This is a genomic window from Streptomyces spongiicola, from assembly GCF_003122365.1.
Lineage (GTDB): Bacteria > Actinomycetota > Actinomycetes > Streptomycetales > Streptomycetaceae > Streptomyces > Streptomyces spongiicola.
In genome coordinates this window covers 1624579-1649853 of record NZ_CP029254.1, presented here as the reverse complement: position 1 = coordinate 1649853, position 25275 = coordinate 1624579, and the positions used below count along the sequence as shown (strand labels likewise).

General features: G+C 73.4%; 18 protein-coding genes and 1 pseudogene. 12 read left to right on the top strand and 7 right to left on the bottom strand.

The window, feature by feature from the left end; all coding sequences use genetic code 11:
* Window positions 1–28 precede the first annotated feature (28 nt).
* Window positions 29–1873, bottom strand: coding sequence for a glycoside hydrolase family 3 protein (locus DDQ41_RS07130; protein WP_109293718.1), 1845 nt, complete (start codon window positions 1871–1873; stop codon window positions 29–31).
* A gap of 1048 nt (window positions 1874–2921) precedes the next feature.
* Here DDQ41_RS07130 and recD2 point away from each other — a divergent pair.
* Window positions 2922–5126, top strand: a complete 2205-nt coding sequence (recD2, locus tag DDQ41_RS07125; protein ID WP_109293717.1) for an SF1B family DNA helicase RecD2 — start codon at window positions 2922–2924, stop codon at window positions 5124–5126.
* Window positions 5127–5261: 135 nt separating this feature from the next.
* Window positions 5262–6608: a citrate synthase gene (locus tag DDQ41_RS07120; protein ID WP_172607610.1), complete on the top strand. Its 1347-nt coding sequence runs from the start codon at window positions 5262–5264 to the stop codon at window positions 6606–6608.
* Between the two features lie 833 nt (window positions 6609–7441).
* Here DDQ41_RS07120 and DDQ41_RS07115 read toward each other — a convergent pair.
* From DDQ41_RS07115 to DDQ41_RS07100, 4 genes are all read right to left on the bottom strand, one after another.
* A complete protein-coding gene (locus tag DDQ41_RS07115) occupies window positions 7442–7735 on the bottom strand; it encodes a heavy-metal-associated domain-containing protein (RefSeq protein ID WP_109293715.1) in 294 nt (97 codons plus the stop codon).
* 134 nt (window positions 7736–7869) lie between these two features.
* Window positions 7870–8100 carry a GNAT family N-acetyltransferase gene (locus DDQ41_RS31845; RefSeq protein ID WP_174720266.1) on the bottom strand — a complete coding sequence of 77 codons (231 nt, stop codon included), beginning with the start codon at window positions 8098–8100 and terminating at the stop codon, window positions 7870–7872.
* Window positions 8101–8186: 86 nt separating this feature from the next.
* Window positions 8187–8384: a helix-turn-helix transcriptional regulator gene (locus DDQ41_RS07105; RefSeq protein ID WP_109293714.1), complete on the bottom strand. Its 198-nt coding sequence runs from the start codon at window positions 8382–8384 to the stop codon at window positions 8187–8189.
* 243 nt (window positions 8385–8627) lie between these two features.
* A complete protein-coding gene (locus DDQ41_RS07100; protein WP_109293713.1) occupies window positions 8628–9539 on the bottom strand; it encodes a sugar phosphate isomerase/epimerase family protein in 912 nt (303 codons plus the stop codon).
* A 130-nt stretch (window positions 9540–9669) separates the two neighbouring features.
* Between DDQ41_RS07100 and iolC the strand changes: the two genes are divergently transcribed.
* From iolC to DDQ41_RS07080, 5 genes and pseudogenes are all read left to right on the top strand, one after another.
* Complete coding sequence (gene iolC / locus DDQ41_RS07095) at window positions 9670–10788, top strand: 5-dehydro-2-deoxygluconokinase (RefSeq protein WP_109293712.1); 1119 nt, start codon at window positions 9670–9672, stop codon at window positions 10786–10788.
* A pseudogene (locus DDQ41_RS33000) lies at window positions 10785–11279 on the top strand (Cgl0159 family (beta/alpha)8-fold protein); the annotation flags it as partial. The gene iolC and the pseudogene DDQ41_RS33000, both read left to right, overlap by 4 nt.
* A 408-nt stretch (window positions 11280–11687) precedes the next feature.
* Complete coding sequence (iolB, locus tag DDQ41_RS07090) at window positions 11688–12482, top strand: 5-deoxy-glucuronate isomerase (protein WP_109297587.1); 795 nt, start codon at window positions 11688–11690, stop codon at window positions 12480–12482.
* On the top strand, window positions 12479–14377 hold the full coding sequence (gene iolD / locus DDQ41_RS07085; protein ID WP_109293711.1) for a 3D-(3,5/4)-trihydroxycyclohexane-1,2-dione acylhydrolase (decyclizing): 1899 nt from the start codon (window positions 12479–12481) through the stop codon (window positions 14375–14377). Before iolB ends, iolD begins: the two co-directional genes overlap by 4 nt.
* A gap of 23 nt (window positions 14378–14400) precedes the next feature.
* Window positions 14401–15903, top strand: coding sequence for a CoA-acylating methylmalonate-semialdehyde dehydrogenase (locus DDQ41_RS07080; protein WP_109293710.1), 1503 nt, complete (start codon window positions 14401–14403; stop codon window positions 15901–15903).
* Between the two features lie 39 nt (window positions 15904–15942).
* Here DDQ41_RS07080 and DDQ41_RS32305 read toward each other — a convergent pair whose 3' ends face one another.
* Window positions 15943–16242 (bottom strand): tyrosine-type recombinase/integrase, encoded by a 300-nt coding sequence (locus tag DDQ41_RS32305; protein WP_262508649.1) that lies wholly within the window; start codon window positions 16240–16242, stop codon window positions 15943–15945.
* A gap of 459 nt (window positions 16243–16701) precedes the next feature.
* Between DDQ41_RS32305 and DDQ41_RS07070 the strand changes: the two genes are divergently transcribed.
* Window positions 16702–19527, top strand: coding sequence for an alpha/beta fold hydrolase (locus DDQ41_RS07070; RefSeq protein ID WP_109297586.1), 2826 nt, complete (start codon window positions 16702–16704; stop codon window positions 19525–19527).
* Complete coding sequence (locus DDQ41_RS07065; RefSeq protein ID WP_109293708.1) at window positions 19524–20417, top strand: ABC transporter permease; 894 nt, start codon at window positions 19524–19526, stop codon at window positions 20415–20417. The genes DDQ41_RS07070 and DDQ41_RS07065 overlap by 4 nt, the downstream gene beginning before the upstream one ends.
* A 584-nt stretch (window positions 20418–21001) precedes the next feature.
* Here DDQ41_RS07065 and DDQ41_RS07060 read toward each other — a convergent pair.
* On the bottom strand, window positions 21002–21493 hold the full coding sequence (locus tag DDQ41_RS07060) for a cupin domain-containing protein (protein ID WP_109293707.1): 492 nt from the start codon (window positions 21491–21493) through the stop codon (window positions 21002–21004).
* Between the two features lie 574 nt (window positions 21494–22067).
* On the opposite strand from DDQ41_RS07060, the gene DDQ41_RS07050 reads away from it, so the two are divergent.
* The 3 genes from DDQ41_RS07050 (at window position 22068) to DDQ41_RS07040 (ending at window position 25158) form a co-directional block, all read left to right on the top strand.
* The gene (locus DDQ41_RS07050) at window positions 22068–22952 is read left to right on the top strand and encodes an alpha/beta hydrolase (RefSeq protein WP_109293705.1); all 885 of its coding nucleotides are present in this window, start codon (window positions 22068–22070) and stop codon (window positions 22950–22952) included.
* 3 nt (window positions 22953–22955) lie between these two features.
* The gene (locus DDQ41_RS07045) at window positions 22956–24341 is read left to right on the top strand and encodes an MFS transporter (protein ID WP_109293704.1); all 1386 of its coding nucleotides are present in this window, start codon (window positions 22956–22958) and stop codon (window positions 24339–24341) included.
* Window positions 24342–24507: 166 nt separating this feature from the next.
* Window positions 24508–25158 (top strand): flavoprotein, encoded by a 651-nt coding sequence (locus DDQ41_RS07040; RefSeq protein WP_109293703.1) that lies wholly within the window; start codon window positions 24508–24510, stop codon window positions 25156–25158.
* Window positions 25159–25275 lie beyond the last annotated feature (117 nt).

The following is a 25275-nucleotide window of genomic DNA, read 5'->3' as shown; positions in this document are numbered from 1 at the left end:
GACGGGGCGGACCCTGCCTGACGCGGCCCTAGCGACGGGCGCCCCGGTAACGCAGGCCGTGTCCGGCCGGGTACAGCACCTGCGCCGGGTCGTCGGCGCGCTGCACCGGTACGGGAAGCCGGCCGCAGGGCTCGGCCCGGCCGGTGATCACCCGTACCGCGGCCCGCAGTTCGACATCCGTCCAGCCGTATGTCGCGAGCGAGGCCGCGACGCCGGCGCCGGACAGCTGCGCGACGTCGTAGGGGTTCCGGATGGCGACCGTGACCACCGGGACCCCGGTGGCCGCCAGCCGGGACACCAGGGTGCGCTGCGGACTGGTCGCCGAGACGTTGTACGTGCCGACGACCACGACGTCCTTCCCGGCCGAGGCGGCCACCGCCTCCTCGATCCCGGCGGCCGTCGGGGTGATGCCGGTGGACAGTGCCGTGGCGGTGAAGCCCGCTTCGCCGAAGGCCTGCGCGAGGGTGCGGGTCGGGGGGCCGGTGGTCCCCGACGGGGAGGCCGGATCCGCGCCGACCACCAGCACACGGCGACGGCCGCGGCGAGACAGCGGCAGCAGACCGGCCGGATCGGCGAGAAGGGTCGTGGTCTTCTCGGCGATCCGGTCGGCGGCCGCCAGATGGGACCGCCTGCCCACGGTGCGGTCCACGCCCCCGCGGGTGACGAACGGATCCCTGAACAGGCCCAGTTCGGACTTGAGCAGCAGAATGCGCAGGATCGAATCCTCGATGCGCTGCTCGGTCAGCTCTCCGCTCTGCACGGCCCGCAGGACGGCGTTCCAGGCGACGTTCAGGTCCGGTGGGTTGAGGAGCTGGTCGCAGCCGGCCTTCAGCGCCAGCACCGGAACCCGGTCGTCGCCGTACTTCTGCCGCACGCCCGCCATGTCGAGGGCGTCGGTGACGACGACCCCGTCGTAGCCGAGTTCCTCACGCAGTATCCCCGTGAGGATGGGGCGGGAGAGCGTCGCCGGGTCCTCGCCGGGGTCGAGCGCCGGGACGACGATGTGCGCCGTCATGACGGAGCGGACGCCCGCGGCGATCGCGGCCCGGAACGGCGGGGCGTCCAGGGCTTCCCACTCCTCGCGGCTGTGGTGGATCGTCGGGAGCGCGTGGTGGCTGTCGGACACGGTGTCGCCGTGCCCCGGGAAGTGCTTGGACGTCGCGGCGATGCCCGCGCGCTGGTAGCCCCGCACCTGGGAGGCGACCAGCCCGGCCACCGCCTGGGGGTCGGAGCCGAACGACCGTACGCCGATGACCGGGTTGGCCGGATTGACGTTGACGTCGGCGACCGGCGCGTAGTTCTGCCGGATGCCCATCGCGGCCAGCTCGGTTCCCGCGATCCGGGCGGCCTCCCGGGCGCCGGAGCGGGATCCGCCCGCCCCCAGTGCCATCGCGCCCGGCATCAGGGTCGCCGGTCTGCCGACCCGGGCGACGATGCCGTGCTCCTGGTCGGTGGAGACCAGCAGCGGGACGGGGGTGGGCTGGGCCAGGCCGGCCCGTTGGATTCCGTTGGAGAGTTCGGCGATCTGGTGCGGGTCACGGGTGTTGTGGGCCCAGGCGAAGTAGATGATGCCGCCGACGTGGTAGCGCTCGATCAGCTCGGCGGCCGTACGGACGCCGATCTCCCTGAGGTTGGCGTCGATGTCCGCCTGGTCGGGTGCGGTGGCGGAGTGCCCGTACACCCGCGTCATGAAGAGCTGGCCGACCTTCTCCTCCGGACTCATCCGCGAGATGAGCCGCTTGAGCCCGGCGCGGGTGGCGCCGCGGTCGGCCGGGCCCGCGTGCGCGGGGCCGGAGGCGAGTGCCGCAACGGCCGCACCCGCGGCGGAGGCGGCGAGAACGGAACGTCTGGACGGAGTGGTCCGGTCGGGCACTGGTGCTCCTTCCTTGAAGGAAACTTCCAAGGGTCACGGATATCCGGAAAGTAACTGCCAGTCAAGGGACCGGTGCGGACACGCGCCCGGCCGCCGGTACTACCGGGTGCGGGATCGCGAGGCACCGCGGGTCGCGAGCGGCCGTCAGGGGCCGTGGGCGGTGAGGGGCGTAAGGGGGCCGTGGGCCGTGGGCCGTGAGGGGGCGTCAGAGACCGTGCGGCGACCGGAGAAGCCGCCCGGGGCGCGAGGGTCCGCCCGGGGGCGCGCCCGGCACTCGGTTCGCGCCCGGTCGCTCGGTTCGCGCCCGGTCACTCGGGTCGCGCCGGGTTGCCGGGGGCCCGGCGGAGAGGGGCCGCCACCGGTGCTGGGAGGGGGCGCACCGGCGGCGGCGTGCCGCGGGCCGCAGGCGGCCAGGGAGGGAGTCGGCGATCTCAGCGACGACGAGGGCCGACGACTCCGCTCTGCGGTGACTCGTCCGCGGCACGGCCCTTGGACGCCGTACCCCCGTCCCGGGTTCCCCGCCCTGTGGAGTCTCCCGTCCCGGTGGAGTCTCCCGGATCGGCCCGTGGGACCGGCCGGTCCGTCCCACGGGCCGATCCGGGCGGCCGGTCCCGGGTGGCGGCCGGTCGGCGGCTCAGCATCACTCCCGCACCTCCGCGATCGTGCCCGGCTCAGGATCCGGGTGGCCCCGGAAGCCGCCGACCCGTGTGGCGGCCACCAGCACCGGGCACCCCGGGTGTCCGGGTGGGCCGTGAAGGGCCCGAACACGCATGACGCCTCGGCGACCAGATCTCCGCGGGCTCCGCGGACTCCGCGGACTCCGCGGGCTCCGTGTTCGCGGTGTTCGCCGTGTTTGCCGCGTTTTGACGGGCTCCGCGGTCTTCGGGGTCTTCGCGGTCTGCACGCGTCCGCCGATGCGGCTGCGGCCGACTGCGGCCGGCTGCGGACGGCCCGTCCGGCGATCCCTCCCGGGCCGCTTCACCGACGCCGTACGCGAGGTTCTCCACAGGCCCGGCACGTTGTCCTAGCGGGGCGGTAGCGTCGGTGCATGTCCAATCTGGCAGTGCTCGAAGGGGTCCTGGAGCGGATCACCTACGCCAACGAGGAGAACGGCTACACCGTCGCCCGGGTCGACACCGGGCGCGGCAGCTCCGACCTCCTCACGGTGGTCGGCTCGCTCCTCGGCGCGCAGCCGGGTGAGTCGCTGCGGATGGAGGGCCGCTGGGGCTCCCACCCGCAGTACGGCAAGCAGTTCACCGTCGAGAACTACACCACCGTCCTGCCCGCCACCGTCCAGGGCATCCGGCGCTATCTCGGCTCCGGCCTCATCAAGGGCATCGGGCCCAGGATCGCCGAGCGCATCGTCGACCACTTCGGCGCGGGCACCCTCGACGTCATCGAGCAGGAGCCCGGCAAGCTCGTCGAGGTTCCCGGCCTCGGCCCCAAGCGCACCAAGATGATCGGTGCCGCCTGGGAGGAGCAGAAGGCCATCAAGGAGGTCATGGTCTTCCTCCAGGGCGTGGGCGTCTCCACGTCCATCGCCGTGCGGATCTACAAGAAGTACGGGGACGCGTCGATCTCCGTCGTGCGCAACCAGCCGTACCGGCTCGCCGCGGACGTCTGGGGCATCGGGTTCCTCACCGCCGACCGGATCGCCCAGGCCGTGGGCATACCCCACGACAGCCCGGACCGGGTCAAGGCCGGTCTGCAGTACGCCCTGTCCCAGTCCACGGACCAGGGGCACTGCTACCTCCCGGAGGAGAGGCTGATCGCGGACTCCGTGAAGCTGCTCCAGGTCGACACCGGCCTGGTCATCGACTGCCTCGCCGAGTTGGCGGGCGGGGAGGAGGGGGTCGTCCGGGAGCAGGTCCCCTCGCCGGAGGGCGGGGACCCGGTCACCGCGGTCTACCTGGTGCCCTTCCACCGCGCCGAGCTGTCCCTGGCCGCCCAGCTGACCCGGCTGCTGCGCACGGACGAGGACCGGATGCCCGCCTTCCAGGGCGTGGCCTGGGACAAGGCGCTGGCCTGGCTCGCCGACCGTACGGGTGCGGAGCTCGCGGCCGAGCAGGAGCAGGCCGTCCGGCTGGCCCTCACCCGTAAGGTGGCCGTGCTGACCGGTGGTCCCGGCTGCGGCAAGTCGTTCACGGTCCGTTCCATCGTCGAGCTCGCCCGTGCCAAGAAGGCCAAGGTGGTCCTCGCGGCTCCCACGGGGAGGGCGGCCAAGCGGCTCGCCGAGCTGACCGGTGCCGAGGCGTCCACGGTGCATCGGCTCCTGGAGCTGAAGCCGGGCGGTGACGCGGCATACGACAGGGAGCGGCCGCTCGACGCCGACCTGGTGGTGGTCGACGAGGCCTCCATGCTGGACCTGCTGCTCGCCAACAAACTCGTGAAGGCCGTGGCGCCCGGCGCTCATCTGCTGCTCGTGGGCGATGTGGACCAGCTTCCGAGCGTCGGCGCCGGCGAGGTCCTCAGCGATCTCCTCGCCGACGGCAGCCCGGTTCCGTCCGTCCGGCTCACCCGCATCTTCCGGCAGGCCCAGCAGTCGGGAGTGGTCACCAACGCCCACCGCATCAACTCGGGATCCCAGCCTCTCACCCACGGGCTGAGCGACTTCTTCCTCTTCGTCGAGGACGACACCGAGGAGGCGGGCCGGCTGACCGTCGACGTGGCCGCCAGACGGGTCCCGGCGCGCTTCGGCCTGGACCCGCGGCGCGATGTGCAGGTCCTGGCGCCCATGCACCGGGGGCCCGCCGGCGCGGGCACCCTGAACGGGCTGCTGCAACAGGCGATCACTCCCGCCCGCCCCGATGTGCCCGAGAAGCGCCTCGGCGGCCGGGTCTTCCGCGTGGGCGACAAGGTCACTCAGATTCGTAACAATTACGAAAAGGGAAAGAACGGAGTCTTCAACGGCACGGTCGGCGTGGTGACCTCACTCAATCCGGTCGACCAGCGGCTGACGGTGCTGACTGACGAGGACGAGGAGGTGCCGTACGACTTCGACGAGCTGGACGAGCTCTCCCACGCCTACGCGGTCACGATCCACCGCTCCCAGGGCAGTGAGTATCCGGCCGTGGTGATCCCGGTCACGACCGGGGCCTGGATGATGCTCCAGCGGAACCTCCTTTACACGGCCGTCACCCGGGCGAGGAAGCTCGTCGTGCTGGTCGGCTCCCGCAAGGCGATAGGGCAGGCGGTCCGTACCGCCTCGGCGGGCAGGCGCTTTACCGCGCTCGATCACAGGCTGACAGGCTGAGGGTTCGTGGGAAAGATCACCTGACACTTCCGGAACCGGGGCGAAGGGGGCAGGATGGGCGAGCTAAGCGGCACTGAGTGCCGCCGGCCGGGCTAATGGTCGACCCCGAGTGCACTCTCCTCAGCCAAATGGGGGATGGTAGAGACAGTCAGGGCACCTCGAAGAAGAGGCACTACGTCGGTGAGGGATGACGTGAGCGACAACTCTGTAGTACTGCGGTTCGCGGACGGTGAGTACACCTATCCGGTGGTCGAGAGCACCGTCGGCGACCAGGGCTTCGACATCGGGAAGCTCCGGGCGCAGACCGGTCTGGTGACCCTGGACAGCGGTTACGGCAACACCGCCGCCTACAAGTCCGCGGTCACCTACCTCGACGGCGAGCAGGGCATCCTGCGCTACCGCGGTTACCCGATCGAGCAGCTGGCCGAGCGCTCCAGCTTCCTTGAGGTGGCCTATCTGCTGATCAACGGTGAGCTGCCCACCGTGGACCAGCTCGCGGCGTTCCGCGGCGAGATCACCCAGCACACGCTGCTGCACGAGGACGTCAAGCGCTTCTTCGACGGCTTCCCGCGCGACGCCCACCCGATGGCCATGCTGTCGTCCGTGGTCAGCGCGCTCTCGACGTTCTACCAGGACAGCCACAACCCGTTCGACGAGAAGCAGCGTCATCTCTCCACCATCCGGCTGCTGGCGAAGCTGCCGACGATCGCCGCCTACGCCTACAAGAAGTCGATCGGCCACCCGTTCGTCTACCCCCGCAACGACCTCGGCTATGTGGAGAACTTCCTGCGGATGACCTTCTCGGTCCCGGCGCAGGAGTACGAGTTGGACCCGGTCGTCGTGGCCGCGCTCGACAAGCTGCTCATCCTGCACGCGGACCACGAGCAGAACTGCTCGACGTCCACCGTGCGCCTGGTCGGCTCCTCGCAGGCGAACATGTTCGCCTCCATCTCCGCCGGCATCTCCGCCCTGTGGGGTCCCCTGCACGGCGGCGCCAACCAGTCCGTGCTGGAGATGCTCGAGGGCATCGCGGCCGGCGGCGGCGACGTCGACACCTTCATCCGCAAGGTGAAGAACAAGGAGGACGGCGTCCGCCTGATGGGCTTCGGCCACCGGGTCTACAAGAACTTCGACCCCCGCGCCAAGATCATCAAGGCTGCGGCCCACGATGTGCTCTCCGCCCTGGGCAAGTCCGACGAGCTGCTGGACATCGCCCTCAAGCTGGAGGAGCACGCGCTGTCCGACGACTACTTCGTGGAGCGCAAGCTCTACCCGAACGTCGACTTCTACACCGGTCTGATCTACCGGGCCATGGGTTTCCCGACCGAGATGTTCACCGTTCTCTTCGCACTCGGCCGGCTTCCCGGCTGGATCGCCCAGTGGCACGAAATGATCAAGGAGCCGGGTTCCCGTATCGGCCGCCCGCGCCAGATCTACACCGGCGAGGTGCTCCGGGACTTCGTACCCGTCGAGGCCCGCTGAGGCCGCCTGGGCCGGTTGTCCAGGCGGGCGGGCCCGTCGCGGGCCCCCTACGGCGAGAAGCGCCCCGCTGCCGATCCCCCCACGGGTCGGCAAGCGGGGCGCTTCCCATATCCCCGGTGCGGATACCCCCCACGGGATCCGGCCGGGCGTCTGCTGGTGTCCAGCAGAAGCTCCTCGCCAGGCGGTCTGCCGGGGTACGCATCCACGGGAGGGCCGCTCAAAGCTTCCCGGTCGTACGTGCCCCGGCCAACGCTTGCCTGGGACGTCCCCCAAGACATCCCATGAGCGTCCCCCAAGACGCTCTGGCATCGCCCACCTAGACTCGCGAAGAGCCCGAATGGTTACCCATGAATATCTGTGATCTGGGTCTCTTTGTGAAGGTCCTGTGTACCACGTGAAGGATCGCAGACGCAGCCGCCCGCTGGCCACGGAAACGGGCGAGTAGGTCCCGGCAATTCCCGCGACCGCGGGATCTCGGGTTCCTCGGGGCCGGTCGCCGCGGGGCCGTGGCGTGCGCCTCAGGGCGCGGCACGGTCGGCATGGGGGCGGACGGGCGGGGCGGCGAGGCCCTGTCGAGGGGTGGCCGGAAGTCGGGGTTGCGGGCGGGTGGGCACGGCGAAGCCGCCCCCGCCGGGACGGGAGCGGCTTCACCGGGGCGGCCTGGCGGGCGGCCTCCGGCCTCCTCCGTTCCGCGGCCTCCGGCCGTTCCGGCCACTCCGGCCACTCCGGCCGTTCCGTCTGCACCGGCCGTTCCGGCCGTACCGGCTCTCAGGTTCTCGCGGGGGCGGTCCGGGACTCCTTCCCCGGTGTGGAGGGAGCGCGGCGCCCGGAGGTCAGGCCGGACCGGCGAACTCGTAGCCGGCCTCGTCGACGGCCGCGCGTACGGCGGCCTCGTCGAGCGGTGCGGCCGAGACCACGGTGACCTGCCCGGTGGCGGCGAGGGCCTGCACGGAGGTGACGCCTGCGATCCCGGAGATCTCCTCGGACACGGCGCCCTCGCAGTGACCGCACGTCATGCCCTTCACCAGGTAGACCGCGGTGGTGCCCCCCGGTGCCGCGCCGGCCGTGCCGTCGCTGTGGCGGGAACCGGTGGCCTCGATGGTGCCGGTGTTCGTCTCGGCGGTCATGGCGTTCTCCTCTTCGCGGGTCTGTCGCTTCGCGGCCGTATCGTGCGGCGAAGTCGTATCGTGCGCCGAACTCATGGTGCGCCGGGCCGGCCGTGGCGCCGTCGCCGGGCCTCCCCGGCCATCACTCTATACCCCTAGGGGGTATCTGGGCGAGTGCGCCCCGTCCGGCGGCCGGCGTACCAGGAGCGCAGCCGCTCGTCCGGGACGGGAGGCGCTCCCGCCGAACCGGTCGGGAGGAGGACCTCCGGGTCGCGCAGGATCGCGGCCATCGTGGGGGCGTCCTCCTCCGCGAAGGGGCGCGGGACCACCGTCGCCCCGGTCGGGGTCGGCTTGGCCGGGAAGTCCGCGGCTGGTCGCCCGGTCACCGGGCGACTGCCGGAGACGCCCGGCGCGGGCGGCAAGCGGTTTGTCCGCGGGCCCCGCACCCGGCCCGGGGCGCGGGGTCCGTGCCTCAGCTTCTGCCTCCCCTGTTGCCGGGGCGTTTCGCCACCCAGGCCCGGATCGTGTCGGCATACCAGTAGGGCTTTCCCGCCTCCACATGGTCCGGTGGCGGAAGGAGGCCGTGCTTGCGGTACGAACGGACCGTGTCCGGCTGCACCTTGATGTGCGCTGCGATGTCCTTGTAGGACCAGAGTCTTCTGTCCGTCATCTGTGGAACCTCCCTGCACGCGCCTCAGCGGCGGCCGGGGGAGCCGTCGGGGGAGCTGCGGCGCGGGCGCTGGTGATCACTCGGCCTGTGCCCGTTGAACGACGCAGAGTGACGACAGGGGAGGGGCTGTCGAGGTCCTGTGACGCAAGACCCGCGTAACGGAGACATATGTGACGCGGAGGCCGCAGTCGTGACACGGCGGTGTCGAGGGGCGGCGGTCGAGGGGCGGCGGTGTCGAGGGGGTCAGGCGCCGCAGGAGCGGAGGAAGCGCCGGGTGCGCTCGGCGATGGGGAAGGGCCTGTCCGGAGGGCAGGGGTACATGTCCTGCTCGACGATGGCGAAGAGCTCGGCGTCGAGGCGCCGGGCGGCGGCCAGCACCGGCCCCAGCGCGGGTACTCCGGCCGGTGGTTCGCACATCACCCCGCGCGCCACCGCGGGGCCGAACGGCACCTCGTTCGCCACCACGTCGGCGAGGATCTCCGGGTCCACCTGCTTGAGGTGGAGGTAGCCGATCCGCTCGCCGTAGGTCTCGATGAGCTTGACGCTGTCGCCGCCGCAGTAGGCGTAGTGACCGGTGTCCAGGCAGAGCGAGACCAGGTCCGCGTCGGTCGCGTCGAGGAAGCGGCTGACGTTCTCCTCGCTGTCGATATGGGTGTCCGCGTGGGGGTGGACCACGATCCTCAGCCCGAACCGGTCACCCACCTCCCGTCCCAGCCGCTCGGTCAGGCGGCAGAGATGCCTCCACTGCCCGGGTGTGAGGTTCCGGTCCTCCAGCACCTCGCCGGTCCTGTCGTCACGCCAGAAGGACGGGATGACGACGAGGTGGTCCGCACCCATCGCGCGGGTGAGGGCGGCGATACCGGCCACATGGGCCCAGGTCCTCTCCCACACGGCCGGGCCGTGGTGAAGTCCGGTGAAGACCGTGCCCGCCGACACCCTCAACCCCCGGGACGAGGTCTCCTCGGCCAGCCGTGCGGGGTCCGTGGGGAGGTAGCCGTACGGGCCGAGTTCGATCCACTCGTACCCGGCCCGTGCCACCTCGTCGAGGAAGCGCCGCCACGGGACCTGCCGGGGGTCGTCCGGAAACCACACGCCCCAGGAGTCCGGGGCCGACCCGATCCGGATGCGGTTGAACGAGGCTGCGGAGGAGGTCATGGCGGCCAGCCTTCCGGCCGCCGGAGAAGGGTGTCAAGCTTTCGTCCGAATGTAAGGACAAAATGTTGACAGTGTTCCGGAAGTCGGGCTAGACCAGGGGGCAGCCGGACGTGGAACCGAAGGGACCCGTATGCCTCAGCCGTACGATCTCATCACGATGGGCCGGATCGGGGTGGACCTCTACCCCCTTCAGACCGGGGTGCCGCTGGCGCAGGTGCAGACCTTCGGGAAGTACCTCGGAGGGTCCGCCTCGAACGTGGCGGTCGCGGCGGCCCGGCTCGGCCGGCGCACCGCGGTCGTCACCCGCACCGGCCGGGACGCCTTCGGGGACTACCTCCACCAGGCGCTCCGCGAGTTCGGGGTCGACGACCGCTGGGTGACGGCGGTTCCGGGGCTGCCGACCCCGGTGACGTTCTGCGAGATCTTCCCGCCGGACGACTTCCCGCTGTACTTCTACCGGCAGCCCAAGGCCCCCGATCTCGAACTGCGCGCCGGGGAACTGGACATGGACGCGATCGGCCGGGCGCGTGTCCTCTGGACGACCGGCACCGGACTGTGCGCCGAGCCCAGCAGGGAGGCCACGCTCGCCGCGCTGGAGTACCGGGCGAAGTCCGGGACGACCGTCCTCGACCTGGACTGGCGCCCCATGTTCTGGGCGGGCCCGACCGGTTCGGCGGCGGAGCAGGCCCGGCCGGTCTACGCGAAGGCGCTCGCGCACGCCACCGTCGCCGTCGGCAATCTCGAGGAGTGCGAGATCGCCACCGGGGAGCGGGAACCGCACGCCGCGGCCGCCGCGCTGCTCGCCTGCGGCGTCGAGCTGGCCGTGGTCAAACAGGGGCCCGCGGGTGTGCTCGCGGCGCGCCGGGACGGCACGGTCGCCGAGGTGGCGCCGGTGCGGGTCGACGTGGTCAACGGGCTCGGCGCGGGCGACGCGTTCGGCGGGGCGATGGTACACGGACTCATCGCGGGATGGGAGCTGGAGCGCGTGATGCGGTTCGCCAACGCCGCCGGGGCGATCGTCGCCGCCCGCCTGGCGTGCTCCTCCGCCATGCCCTACCCCGCGGAGGTGGACGCCCTTCTCGACGGCCACGCCCCCGGTGCCGAAGCTCGTCCCGAGCCCCGCGGTGAAGCGCCTCCCGAAGCTCGTTCCGAGCCCCGCGGTGAAGCGCGTCCCGAGCCCCGTCCCGGCCCGAGGCCCGGACCGGACGGCGGTTCCGGGCCGGCGGCCGAGCCCGGAGCGGCGCGGTGACCCGCGTCTACCGCACCGAACTCGCCGGATCCGCCTTCCCCCAACCGGACGACCGGTTCACCGGATACCGCGCCCAGGACCTCGCGCGCCTCGGCTTCGACGCGGGCGAGCTGCTTCTGCGCATCGACTACGACGACCCCGGCTCCCTGACCACCCTGCACTCCGCGGCCCGGGCCATCGACGCGATGGCCGCCCACCGGCTGCCGGTCTTCGTCGAGCCGTTCATCTGCCGCCGCGTCGGCGGCGTGCTGCGCAACGACCTGACGGCGGAGGCGGTCGCCCGCTCCACGGCCGTCGCCTCCGGCCTCGCCGGCACGTCGGCCCACACCCGGCTGCAGATCCCCGTCACGGAGGACCCCGACGACATGGCGCGGGTGACGGAGACCTCGACGCTTCCCGCGGTGCTCCTCGGCGGCGATGTGGACGGCGCCGCGGGCGGGCAGGCGGCGGCGTACGGGAGATGGCGCGGCGCGCTGCGGCTGCCCACGGTCCAAGGCCTGGTGCGGGCCGCCCACTGCTCTATCCGGCCGACGGCGACATCACCGCGACGGTCGACACGGCCGTGGGCCTGCTCAAGGGGGTACGCACGACTCATGGACAACAGGGATCGCAACCCGCACAGGGACCACGCCACGCACGACGCCCGCGACGCGCATGAAGCACACGCCACGCACGATGCCCGCGACGCGCACGATGCCCGCGACGCGCATGAAGCACACGCCACGCACGATGCCCGCGACGCGCATGAAGCCCGCGACGCGCACGAAGCACACGAGGCCTACGAAGCCCACGCCACGCACGCCACGTACGAAGCCCACGCCACGCACGAGGCCCACGCCACGCACGACGCGCACCGGGAGCGCAGAGCCCACGGGAACCGCGGTGCGCACGGCCGGCACCTGCCGGCCGGGACCGCCGCCGACGGTCCGTACGCGCTCGACATCGACCCCGCAAGGGCCGGTTGGGGGTACTCCGCGCTGCGGATCCTGGAGCTGGCCCCCGGCGCCTCCCACCAACTGGACACCGGCGGCAGCGAGTGGATCGTGCTGCCGCTGGCGGGCGGCTGCACGGTGCGTACCGGGGAAACGGCCATGGAACTGGCGGGCAGGACCAGCGTGTTCGCCGGAGTCACCGATTTCGCCTATGTCCCGCGCGACGCCCGGGTCGTGATCGCCTCCGCCGCCGGAGGCCGCTTCGCCCTGGCCGGAGCGAAGTGCGAGCGGCGGCTCCCCGCGCGCCGCGGCCCCGCGCCGGACGTCCCGGTCGAGGACCGCGGTTCGGCCGACTGCGCCCGCCGGGTGCACAACTTCGCCGCCGTCGGCGCCTTCGTCTGCGACCGTCTCATCGCCGTCGAGGTGCTGACCCCGGGCGGCAACTGGTCCTCGTACCCGCCGCACAAGCACGACGAGTACCGCCCCGGAGAGGAGTCGGAACTCGAGGAGATCTACTACTTCGAGATCGAGGGCGAGCACGGCTTCGGCTACCAGCGGGTGTCGCCGTCCCGCCCGCGGGGCACCGACCTGCTCGCCGAGGTCCGCAGCGGTGACGCCGTCCTCGTCCCGGACGGCTGGCACGGCCCGTCCATCGCCGCCCCGGGCCACGACATGTACTACCTGAACGTCATGGCCGGCCCCGGGCCGGAGCGCGCCTGGCGGATCTGCTTCCACCCCGACCACACGGAGGGCTACCGATGAGCGGACGGACGCTGACCGTCGCCCAGGCACTGGTGCGGTTCCTGGCCTGCCAGTACACCGAACGGGACGGCCGCAGACAGCGGCTCGTCGCAGCCATGTGGGGCATCTTCGGCCACGGCAACGTGGCCGGGATCGGCCAGGCCCTCCTCGAGTCGGGGGAGATGCCCTTCGTCCAGGGGCGCAACGAGCAGGCGATGGTGCACGCGGCCGTCGGCTACGCCCGCCAGTCGAACCGGCTGTCCGCGCACGCCGTGACCACCTCCGTCGGCCCGGGCGCCACCAACCTCGTCACCGGCGCCGCGCTCGCGACCGTCAACCGGCTCCCGGTCCTGCTTCTGCCCGGTGACGTCTTCGCGACCCGCCCCGCCGACCCCGTCCTCCAGCAGCTGGAGGTTCCGTACGCGGGCGATGTGTCGGTCAACGACTGCCTGCGCCCGGTTTCCGCGTACTTCGACCGGATCACCCGGCCCGAAGCGCTGGTCCCCGCCGCCCTCGCCGCCGCTCGGGTCCTCGCCGACCCGGCCGCGACGGGAGCGGTCACGCTCGCGCTGCCGCAGGACGTGCAGGCGGAGGCGTACGACTGGCCCGAGGAGTTCTTCGCCGAGCGCGTCTGGCACGTGCGCCGGCCGCGACCGGATCCGGCGGAACTCGCCGCGGCGGTGCTCGCCGTGCGGTCCGCCCGGCGGCCCCTGCTCGTCGCCGGCGGGGGAGTGCACCACAGCGGGGCGGAGGGCGCGCTGCGCGCCCTCGCCGAGGCCACCGGCATCCCCGTCGCCTCGACCCAGGCCGGCAAGGGGTCCCTGCCGTACGACCACCCGGCGGACGTCGGCGGCATCGGCCACACCGGCACCGCCACCGCCGACGAACTCGCCGGGACCGCGGACCTGGTCATCGGAGTCGGCAGCCGCTACACCGACTTCACCACCGCCTCGTCGACCCTGTTCGCACATCCCGGCGTCCGGTTCCTCAACCTCAACATCACCGGCTTCGACGCCCACAAGCTCGCCGCGCTGCCGCTCGTCGCGGACGCCCGGGCCGGACTCGAGGCACTGACCGGGGCCCTGCGCGGACACCGCGTCGAGCACGGCTACGAGTCGCGGTACGCGGATGCCAAGGAGCGCTGGGAGCACCGGGTCGACGCCGCCTACGACGCGCCCGACGAGAACGCCCGCCCCACCCAGCCCCAGCTGCTCGGCGCGCTCGACCGCCTGGTCACCGGCGACGACATCGTGGTCAACGCCGCGGGCTCGCTCCCCGGCGACCTCCACAAGCTGTGGCGCACGCGCTCCCCCGACCAGTACCACGTGGAGTACGGCTACTCCTGCATGGGCTACGAGATCCCCGCGGCGATCGGCGTCGCGATGGCCGCGCCCGGGCGGCCGGTCTGGGCGCTCGTCGGGGACGGCACGTATCTGATGAACCCCACCGAGATCGTGACGGCGGTGCAGGAGAACGTACCGATCAGGCTGGTCATCGTGCAGAACCACGGGTACGCGTCGATCGGCGGTCTCTCCGAGGCGGTCGGCGCGGAGCGGTTCGGCACGGCCTACCGCCACCGCGAACCGGCTCCGTCGCGGACCGGTCGGCCCCAGGGGGGCGCGTACACCGGGGCGCCGCTGCCGGTCGACCTCGCCGCCAACGCGGCCTCCCTCGGGATGCGGGTGATCCGCGCAAGTACCGTACGTGACCTGCGCGAAGCCCTGGCCGAGGCGCGTGCCGCCGACCGCCCCACATGTGTCTACGCGGAGACCGAAACGGCAGACACAGTGTCGGGCGCGCCCCCGGCGCAGGCGTGGTGGGATGTTCCCGTGGCCGAGACCGCGACCCGGCCGTCGGCGGTCAAGGCCCGGGAGGAGTACGACCGGCAGGCCGCAGCCCGGCGCCGCCATCTCTGAGGGACCCGAAGGAGCTATCCGTCATGACGAAGACCGTCCACCACTGGATCGGTGGCAAGACCGTCGAGGGCGCGTCCGGTGACTGGGCACCGGTCACCGACCCGGCGACCGGTGCCGTGACCACCCGGGTCGCGCTCGCGTCGGTCGAGGAGGTCGACCGTGCCGTGGCCGCGGCCAGGACCGCGTTCGAGACCTGGGGCACCTCCTCCCTGGCCCAGCGCACCTCGATCCTCTTCCGCTTCCGCGCGCTGCTCGACGCCAACCGCGACGCGATCGCCGAACTGATCACCGCGGAGCACGGCAAGGTGCACTCCGACGCGCTCGGCGAGGTGGCCCGCGGTCTGGAGATCGTCGACCTGGCCTGCGGGATCACCACGCAGCTCAAGGGCGAGCTGTCGACCCAGGTGTCGAACCGGGTGGACGTGGCGGCGATCCGCCAGCCCGTGGGCGTCGTGGCCGGCATCACGCCCTTCAACTTCCCGGCGATGGTGCCGATGTGGATGTTCCCGCTCGCCATCGCCTGCGGCAACACCTTCGTCCTCAAGCCGAGTGAGAAGGACCCCTCCGCGTCGCTGAAGCTCGCGGAACTGCTCGCCGAGGCGGGCCTGCCGGACGGTGTCCTCAACGTCCTCCAGGGCGACAGGGTCGCCGTCGACCGCCTTCTGGAGCACCCGGACGTCTCGGCCGTCTCCTTCGTCGGCTCGACCCCGATCGCCCGCCACATCCACGCCACCGCCTCGGCCAACGGCAAGCGGGTGCAGGCGCTCGGCGGAGCCAAGAACCACATGCTGGTGCTGCCCGACGCCGACCTGGACGCGGCCGCGGACGCCGCCGTCTCCGCCGCCTACGGCTCCGCGGGCGAGCGCTGCATGGCGATCTCCGCGGTGGTGGCCGTCGGTGCCGTCGGCGACGAACTCGTCGACAAGATCCGCGAGCGCGCCGAGAAGATCAAGATCGGCCCGGGTGACGACCCGGCGTCCGAGATGGGCCCGCTCATCACCAGGGCCCACCGCGACAAGGTCGCCTCCTATGTCCACGGTGCGGCGGACCAGGGCGCCGACGTCGTCCTCGACGGCACGGGCTACACCGTCGACGGCTACGAGGACGGCCACTGGATCGGCCTGTCCCTCCTGGACAGGGTGTCCACCGACTCCGACGCCTACCGCGACGAGATCTTCGGCCCCGTCCTGTGCGTGCTGCGCGCCGACACCTACGAGGAGGGCCTCGCGCTCGTCAACGCCTCGCCGTTCGGCAACGGTACGGCGATCTTCACTCGCGACGGCGGCGCCGCCCGCCGCTTCCAACTGGAGGTCCAGGCGGGCATGGTCGGCGTCAACGTGCCGATCCCGGTGCCGGTGGGCTACCACTCCTTCGGCGGCTGGAAGGACTCCCTCTTCGGCGACCTGCACGTGTACGGCAACGACGGAGTGCGGTTCTACACCCGAGGCAAGGTCGTCACGACCCGCTGGCCCGACCCCTCCGAGCCGCACGGCGGCGTCGACCTCGGGTTCCCGCGCAACTCCTGAACACCCCCTCTCGATGCCCGTTGGCCTGCGGTTTCCTGGTCAGCGGGCATCGTCTGTCCGCTCAGAGTCCGCATGATCTCGGACCGGGGCCGCGAACGCCCCGTCGATCGCCCGCCTCGTCCTGTCCTCCGAGTCGGGGAACAGGTGGCTGTACACGTTCGGCGTCATCGCCGCGTCGGTGTGCCCGAGGCGCTCGGACACGACCTTGACCGACTCGCCCGCGGCGATCAGCGGTGAGGCGTATGTGTGCCGCAACTGGCGCATGGTCACCTTCGGCAGCCCGGCTGCCTTACGCGCCGGCCGCCATGCGCGCCGGCCGCCATGCGCGCCGGCCGCCATGCGCGCCGGCCGCCATGCGCTGTCCATGAGCCGCGTGGACACCACCGGTCCGCCTTTGGGGTCCTGGAACAGGAAGCCGTCCGGCCCGGCCGGGGCACCAGGCGACCCGCCCCCGCTCGCGCGCTGAGTCCCACGCCCGCGTGCGCGCCGGGGCGAGTGCTGCTCCCCGCACCCGCGGGGATGGTCCCCGTCCACGCCCGCGTGCGCGCCGGGGCGAGGGGCGCCCGGTGGCATCTCGCGGCACCGCGGCCGGCAGCCTGTTCGGGGAGCCCGCGCCCGCGTTTCCGCGCCCGTTCCACGTCCCCGTTCCGTGTCCCGTCCGTTCCCCGCGTACCCCGTCCGTTCCCCGCGTACCGCGGCTGGAGTACGGCGGGGCCCTCCCGTACTACCCGAGGAGGTCACGGAGTTCAGCCCGGCGGCAGCGGCTGCCGGTACGGAGGTCCGCTTATGGTTTCGGGCATGAGGATCCGACTCCCCGGCCGAGCCGTGCCGCCCCGCCGCCGAACACGGCTGCTCGCGGCCGCCGCCGCCCTCGCCGTGCTCGCGGGCGCGGGCACCTGGACCGCCGCCGCCTCGGACGAAGAGCCCGGGGTACACCGCGAGGACCGGATGCTGGCCGTGCCGGGCGCGAGAATCGACACCTCGTACTTCACCTCCGGGGACGGCCGCCGGCCCGCCGTGCTCATCGGGCACGGCTTCGGCAGCAGCAAGGACTCCGTGCGGCAGCAGGCGGAGGCGCTGGCGAGGGACGGGTACGCCGTCATGACCTGGTCGGCGCGCGGCTTCGGCGCATCCACCGGCACCATCGGGCTGAACGACCCCGGGCGCGAGGTCGAGGACGTCTCGCGGCTGATCGACTGGCTCGCCACCCGGGCCGAGGTGGAGCTGGACGCCGAGGGCGACCCGCGAGTGGGGATCACCGGCGCGTCCTACGGCGGCGCCGTCGCCCTGCTCGCGGCGGGCCACGACCGCCGGGTCGACGCCATCGCTCCGCAGATCACGTACTGGAACCTCGCCGACGCGCTGTTCCCGGACGGCGTCTTCAAGAAGCTCTGGGCGGGGCTGTTCTTCACGGCCGGCTCGGCCGGCGGGGCCGGGCTCGTCCCCGGCTCCGGTGAAGCACCGGCGGACGCTCCCGCCGGGGACGGCCCGGGCACCGGTGCCGACCCGGGCGCGGGCACCGGTGCCGGCGGCGGGGCCCCCACGCAAGCGGGTGCCACCGGCGGCACCCGCGATGCGGGCGCCGCCGCGGCCGGGCAGCCCGCGCCGGCCTGCGGACGCTTCGAGCCCGCCCTGTGCGCCATGTACGAGCGCGTCGCGACCAGTGGCAGACCGGACGCCGAAGCCCGGGCCCTGCTGGAAGCCCGCAGTCCGTCCGCCGTCGCCGACCGGATCAAGGTCCCCGCGCTCATCGTCCAGGGCCAGTCGGACTCGCTCTTCCCGCTCTCGCACGCCGACTCCATGGCCCGGGCGATCGCCGGCAACGGCGCACCCGTCGCGGTCGACTGGATCGCCGGCGGCCACGACGGCGGCGATCTGGAGACGGCACGGGTCCAGGAGCGCGTCTCGGCCTGGTTCGACCGGTATCTGAACGGCGACGAGACGGCCGATCCCGGCCCCGCGTTCCGGGTCAGCCGCACCGGAGGCGTCGACTCCACCGACGGGCAGGCAACCCTGCGCGGCGCCACGGCCGACGCGTACCCGGGCCTTGGAGCGGGACGCCGCGAGGTCGTACTGACCGGCGGGACGCAGCGCTTCCGCAACCCGGCCGGAGCCGGACCACCCGGGATCTCCACCGTGCCCGGACTGGGCGGCGGGCTCTCCGGGCTCTCCTCGCTCGGCGTCGGCCTCTCGCTCGACTTCCCGGGGCAGCACGCCCGCTTCGACTCCGCGCCCCTCGACCGCCGCACCCGGATCACCGGCTCGCCCACCGTCCGGGTGAAGGTCGCCTCGGACAGCGGGGAGGCGGTCCTCTTCGGCAAGGTCTACGACGTCGGCCCGGACGGCCGGCAGCAGGTGCTCCCCGCCCAGCTCGCCGCCCCCGTCCGGGTCGAGGACGCCAAGGCGGGCAGGACCGTCGAGCTGACGCTTCCCGCGGTGGACCATGAGGTCGAGGCGGGCCACCGGCTCCGGCTGGTGCTCGCGGCCACCGACCTCGCCCATGCCTCGCCCGCGGCCCCGGCGGCCTACTCCGTCACCCCGGTCGGACCGCTGGGCGTGCCCACCGCCCCCGGCGTCACCACCCAGGCGGCCGGCCTGCCCTGGTGGGTGTGGGGCCTGCCCGCCGCGGGCGCGGTGGCAGCGGCGGCGCTGCTGCTGACCGCGCGCCGCCGGACCGCGGCGCCGGCACCCGATCCCGCACTCGCCGACGTACCGCTGGAGATCACCGGACTCAGCAAGCGGTACGCCGGATCGGCCGACCGGTACGCGGTGCGGGACCTCTCCTTCCGCGTCGAGAAGGGGCAGGTGCTGGGGCTCCTCGGCCCGAACGGCGCCGGCAAGACCACCACCCTGCGCATGCTGATGGGGCTGATCGCCCCCGACGACGGCGGGATCAGGGTCTTCGGACACGCCGTCAGGCCCGGAGCGCCGGTCCTCTCCCGGGTCGGTGCCTTCGTCGAGGGCGCCGGCTTCCTGCCGCACCTGTCCGGCAGGGAGAACCTCGAGCTGTACTGGCGTGCCACCGGCCGCCCCGCCGAGGACTCCAGGGCGGAGGAGGCTCTGGAGATCGCGGGCCTGGGCGACGCCCTCGCCCGCGCGGTCCGCACCTACTCACAGGGCATGCGGCAGCGCCTCGCCATCGCCCAGGCCATGCTCGGGCTGCCGGATCTGCTCATCCTGGACGAACCGACCAACGGACTGGACCCGCCGCAGATCCGCGAGATGCGGGACGTGATGATCCGGTACGCGGCCGGGGGCCGGACCGTCATCGTCTCCAGCCACCTCCTCTCGGAGGTGGAGCAGTCCTGCACGCACCTCGTCGTGATGGACCGCGGCCGGCTGGTGCAGGCGGGACCCGTCGCCGACATCACCGGAGCGGGGGACACCCTGCTCGTGACGACGTCCGAGGAGCCGTCCGCACCGCTCGTGGAGAAGATCGCGGCCCTGCCGGGGGTGGGGTCGGCCGTCCGCACCGACGGCGGGGTGCTGGTCCGCCTCGACGGAGCGGGTGCGAGTTCCCTGGTCGCCGAACTCGTCAGGCTGGACGTGCCGGTGACCGGAGTGGGACCGCACCGGCGCCTTGAGGACGCGTTCCTCACCCTGATCGGAGGAGCATCCGCATGAACACCACCACCGCGCGCACCGGGGCCGGTGCCGCGAGTGCGGCGGCCGCGCCCGGATACCGCGCCCGGCGCACCCTGCCGCTGCGCGTCGAGACGGTGCGCCAGTTGAAACGGCGGCGGACACTCGTGATGGGCGCCATCCTGGCGGCCCTGCCGTTCGTGCTGGTCGCGGCCTTCGCGATCGGCGGGTCACCCGACGAGCGCGGCGACGCCGGCGGCCGGATCAACCTGATGGACACGGCGACCGCGTCGGGCGCCAACTTCGCGGCCACCTGCCTGTTCGTGTCGGCCGGGTTCCTGCTGGTGGTACCGGTCGCACTGTTCTGCGGCGACACCGTGGCGTCCGAGGCGAGCTGGTCCTCCCTGCGCTATCTGCTGGCGGCGCCGGTGCCCAGGTCCCGGCTGCTGTGGTCGAAACTGGCGGTCGCGCTCGGCTTCAGCGCGGCTGCGATGCTTCTGCTGCCGCTGGTCGGACTGGCGGTGGGGACCGTGGCGTACGGCTGGGGGCCCCTGCGGCTCCCGACCGGCGGTTCGCTGGCGACGGCCGACACCCTGCCCAGGCTGGCACTGGTCGTCGCGTACATCTTCGTCTCCCAACTCGTCACCGCCGGGCTCGCGTTCTGGCTGTCGACCAAGACCGACGCGCCACTGGGAGCGGTCGGCGGCGCGGTCGGGCTGACCATCGTCGGCAACGTGCTGGACGCCGTGACGGCCCTGGGCTCGTGGCGTGACTTCCTGCCGGCGCACTGGCAGTTCGCCTGGGCGGACGCCCTCCAGCCGCAGCTCGAATGGGGCGGGATGCTGAAGGGCACGGCGGTGTCCGTGACCTTCGCCCTGGTGCTGTTCGCCCTGGCCTTCCGCGGGTTCGCCCGCAAGGACATCGTGTCCTGACCGGCCGCGGCGATCCGGGGCGGCGAGGCCGGCCGCCTCCCCGCCGTGCCCGGGCGCGGACGGCTCCGGCCTTGCCGTGCCCGGGCGGGGGCGGGGGCGGTCCGGCACCCGGAGGTGACTGGTCGTCGCGGGGCTCATCAGCGCCGGGCCGGACCACCTCGTCACCATCGTCGGCGACATTCCGCAGGGCAATGCGCGGGTCGCGTCGCAACCGTCTCCGGACGCCGAGGCCCGCGCCGCCCTCGTCTTCGGACGCCGAGGCCCGCGCCGCCTCCGAGTCCGGACGGAACCGCTGCCACCGCATCCGTGCCCTGCCGGTGTCCGTGCCCTGCCGGTGTCCGTGCTGTGCCGGTCCCTGTGCCGTGCCGGTGTCCGTGCCGTGCCGGTCCCTGTGCCGTGCCGGTGTCCGTGCCGTGCCGGTATTCGTGCCCTGCCGGTCCCTGCGCTGTGCCGGTGTCCGTGCCCCACCGGGCCGCCCCGTGCACTGTCAGTCCTCCTCGTGGCCGCCGCGCTCTCCTGCCGTACGTCCGGACGGTGCCGTCCGGCCCCGGCCCCCGGCCTCACGAAGGGCACCGCCGGGGCGGTCACCGTCCGGGCAGCTCCTCCCCGCACCGGTTGCAGTACCGGGCGTCGGCCTCGCCCGCCAGGCGTCCGCACTCCGCGCAGACCCGGCCCAGCAGACATGCGGCCTCGCCCCCCGAGGGCGCCCCTCCGGCCGACTTGATGGCGAGTCCGGGACGGCGGCGGTGGACGCTCAGCTGCACCAGGCCGGCGGGCCCGGCGCGCAGTGCCCGCCGGCTGCCGCGCGGCAGCCAGACCACGGAGCCGGCGGCCACGTCCTGCGGTCGGTCGTCCAGCTCGAGCACCCCGTCGCCCGCGGCCACGTACAGCAGCACATCCAGGTCCGGTTCCACATGTGCGGCTATCCGGCCGCGGGCGGGCAGGCGCACCACGTTCGCGTCGAGCTGGCGCGATTCCTCCGCCAGTCGCCACAGCGCGCCGGCCCGGTCCGCGGGCAGATCGGCGGTCAGCTCGTCCAGCAGTGCGAGCACGCCCGGCCGGGGAGTGGGCGCCATATGTCGTTCCTCCTGCGCTCGTGTCCCCACGGATCCCTCCGGACCCCAAAGGCCCGCATGGTACCCCGGGTTGTCCACCCGGCCGAGACGTGCAGGCCACGCCCGGCACCCGCGCGGCGGGTCCCTGTGGGCGGCGTACCGCGGCCCGCACTGGGCCGGGCGGGTGAGCCGCCCCGCCGTGGCCCTGCCGTGGTGACGGCGCCGCGCGGAGGAATGCGCATACGGTCGTCTCGTGCTCTTTACCGCCCGCACCCCACGCTGCGGTCCCGCTTCCCGGCACGGTTCCGCTTCCCGGCACGGTTCCGCTTCCCGGCACGGTTCCGCTTCCCGGCACGGTTCCGCTTCCCGGCACGGGGCCGCGCCCGTGCCCCGCGGCGGCGGCCGATGCGTGCCCGGCCGCGGCCCCGCGCCCGCGCCCCGCCCCGGAACTCCCCCGCCACGACCGGAGCGCCCGCCGCACGCAGCCCCGTGAGGCCCGGTGAGGCCCCGTGAGGCCCCGGGCGAGCCCGGCTCCGGTCCCGCACGCCGACCCTTCCGAGGAGCCCCCGTGTCCCGTCCCCTCCACTCCCGCGGAGTGCGGCGCATCACCCTGGACGCCGCCGGTCTGCCGCTGTCCGCTCTGCTGGCCGTCCCGGCGGGCACGCCTCGTGCCACGGTCGTCGCCCTGCACGGCGGCGGCATGAACGCCGGCTACTTCGACGGCCAGGCGGACCCCGGCCTCTCGCTGCTCACCCTCGGCGCCCGCCTCGGGTACACCGTCCTCGCCCTGGACCGACCCGGCTACGGCGCCTCCTCCGAACGGCTGCCCGAGGGCCAGACCCTCGCCGAGCAGGCCGCGTCACTGAGCGCAGCGCTGCACGGCTTCACCGCAGTTCACCCGTACGGAGCAGGGCTGTTGCTCCTCGCCCACTCCTACGGCGGCAAGCTCGCGCTCACCGCGGCCGCGCGGTCCGTCCACGACCGGCTGCTCGGGCTGGACATCTCCGGCTGCGGTCACCGGTACGGCGTCGCCCCGGAGGAACTGCCCGGCGAGGAAGCCCACGGAAGCCGCCGCCTGAACTGGGGGCCGCTCGGCCTGTACCCGCCCGCGACCTTCACCAGCGCCGCCTCGGTCGTGGCCGGCATGCCCGCGCGGGAACGGGCGGAGGCGGCCCGCTGGCCCGAGGAGTTCCCCGCCGTCGCCGCCGACGTCCGCCTGCCGGTCCGCCTCACCTTCGCCGAGTTCGAGGCCTGGTGGCGCCATGACGAGGAGGCCGTCGCCGAGCTGACGTCGCACCTCGCCGCGCCGCGCGTCGTCGTGGACCGGCTGCCGGGCGCCGGCCACAACATCAGTCTCGGGTGGGCGGCGCGCGCCTACCATCTGCGGGCCCTGGGCTTCCTGGAGGAGTGCGTGCAGTCCGCCGGTGGAGTGCCGGACGCTTCCGGCACACCACCCGAGCCGCACGCGGCGGCGGTCTGATCCGTGAAGGGCCCGCTCCGTTCGCTGGCGGTACGCAACTTCCGGCTCTTCGCCGCAGGCCAGGTCGTGTCCGTGGCCGGCACCTGGATGATGATCGTCGCCCAGGACTGGCTGGTGCTCGGACTCACCGGCGACTCGGCCCGCGCGCTCGGGATCGTGACGGCCCTTCAGTTCTCCCCGCTGCTCCTGCTCACCCTCTTCGGCGGCCGCCTGGCGGACCGCCACGACAAGCGGCTCCTGCTGACGGTGGCCAACGCGGTCTCGGCGGTCCTCGCCCTGCTGCTGGCCGGCCTCGTGCTGAGCGGGGCGGTGCGCCTGTGGCACATCGGGCTCTTCGCGCTCGGCCTCGGTGTCGTCAACGCGGTCGAGGTGCCCGCCCGGGTTTCGTTCGTCAGCGAGATGGTCGGCGCGGAACTGCTGCCGAACGCCTCCGCCCTGAGCGCCGCGTACTTCAGCACCGCCCGTGTCGCCGGGCCGGCCCTGGCGGGGCTGCTGATCGCCGCCGTGGGGACGGGCTGGGTGATGCTGCTGAACGCGGCGAGCTATCTGGCGACGGTGGTGGCCCTTCGCATGATGCGTCCGGGGGAGCTGTACCGCGGCGCCCCCGAGAGCCGGGCCCGGATCGTCGACGGGCTCCGCCACGTCCTGACCCGGTCGGACCTGGTGCTGCCGCTGGCGCTGCTCGCCGTCGTCGGGCTGTGCGGGCTGAACTTCCAGCTCACCCTGCCGCTGCTGGCGAAGACCGTCTTCGGTGCCGACGCGGACGCGTTCGGGCTGCTCACCGCGGCGTTCGCCGTCGGCTCACTCGGGGCCGCTCTCGTCACCACCGCGCGCCGCGGCCGCCCGTCCGGCCGGACGGTGGCCGTGTCCGCGCTGCTCTTCGGGGCGCTGGAGACGGTGGCCGGGTGCTCGCCCGGGTTCGCGGCCGCCATGGTGCTGCTCGCGCTCACCGGGTTCGCCTCGATGTACTTCGTACAGGCGGCGAACCACCGCATCCAGCTGGGCAGCGACCCTCGCTACCGCGGCCGCGTCATGGCGCTCTACGCCCTGATCCTCCAGGGGTCCACGCCACTGGGCGCGCTGGGCACCGGCTGGCTCGCCGGGCGCTTCGGCGCCCGCTCCGGGCTCGTCGTGGGCGGGCTGGTGTCGCTGGTGGCCGCGTTCGCGGCCCTGCTGGCCGAGCGGGCCACGGCGCGGGCCACGGCGGGGGACGCTGACCGGGACCCTGACCGGGAAACCGACCGGGAAACCGACCGGGACGCCGACCGGGACGGAGGCGGAGCGGCGCATACCGCATCCTCGCCCCCGGCGCAGGAGGCACCGGAGCCGTCGCGGCATCCCGAGCCCCCGGACGGGCCGGATCTCAGGGAACGGGACCGGACGGCCTGACGGCTCCGCCGAGCGCGGGCGGGCGCGGGCGGGAACCGGTCCGAGGAACCGCCGGGCTCAGCGGACGCATTCCCGTACGTCTCCCGTGCGGAAGGGGCCGCACGGCCCAGCCGGTGCGCATACGCTGCGTGGGGCGCACCACCTCAGCCGACGACCGGGGACCCATGTGAGCGACGAACCGACCAAGCCCGGCGCACCGGCGCCGCCCGGTCGGCCCCGGCGGAAGCCCGCCGCCGCAGGGCGGTCCGCGTCGCGCGGGTCCTCCGCGTCCGGTGAGGGCCCCGCGTCCGGCGGCAAGCCGTTCCTCTACGTCGTCGTCTGCGCCGCGGGGGTCGCGGGCGGTGTCGGCAAGCTCATCACCGCGGCGCAGGAGCGGAACTGGGACGTCGGGGTCGTCGCCACCCCCCAGGGCCTGGGGTTCATCGACCGCCGAGCGGTGGAGGCCCAGACCGGACACCCGATCCGCTCGGCCTGGCGGCGGCCCGGCGACCCCCGCCCGCTGCCTCCTCCGGATGCGATAGCGGTGGCCCCCGCCACCTTCAACACCGTCAACAAGTGGGCGGCGGGGATCTCCGACACCCTGGCGCTGGGCATCCTGTGCGAGGCGTACGGCTCCGGTGTCCCGGTCGCCGTGCTGCCGTGCCTGAACGCGGCGCAGGCCGCCCACCCCGCCTACCGGCAGAGTCTGGAGCGGCTGCGGACGATGGGCGTGCTGATCGGTTCCCACGAGCCGTCCGCGCAGCCGGAGACCGGCGGAGCCGACGTGTTCCGCTGGGAGGAGGCCCTCGAACTGCTCGCGCCGGAGCGGGCTCCCTGATGCAGAGGCCGCGCGGCCGCCGTACCGCTCCCGGTACGGACCCGCATCCGCCCGTCAGCCCGCCCGTCAGCCCGCCCGTCAGCCCGACCGTACGGACGAGCGGACGGACGAGCGGAC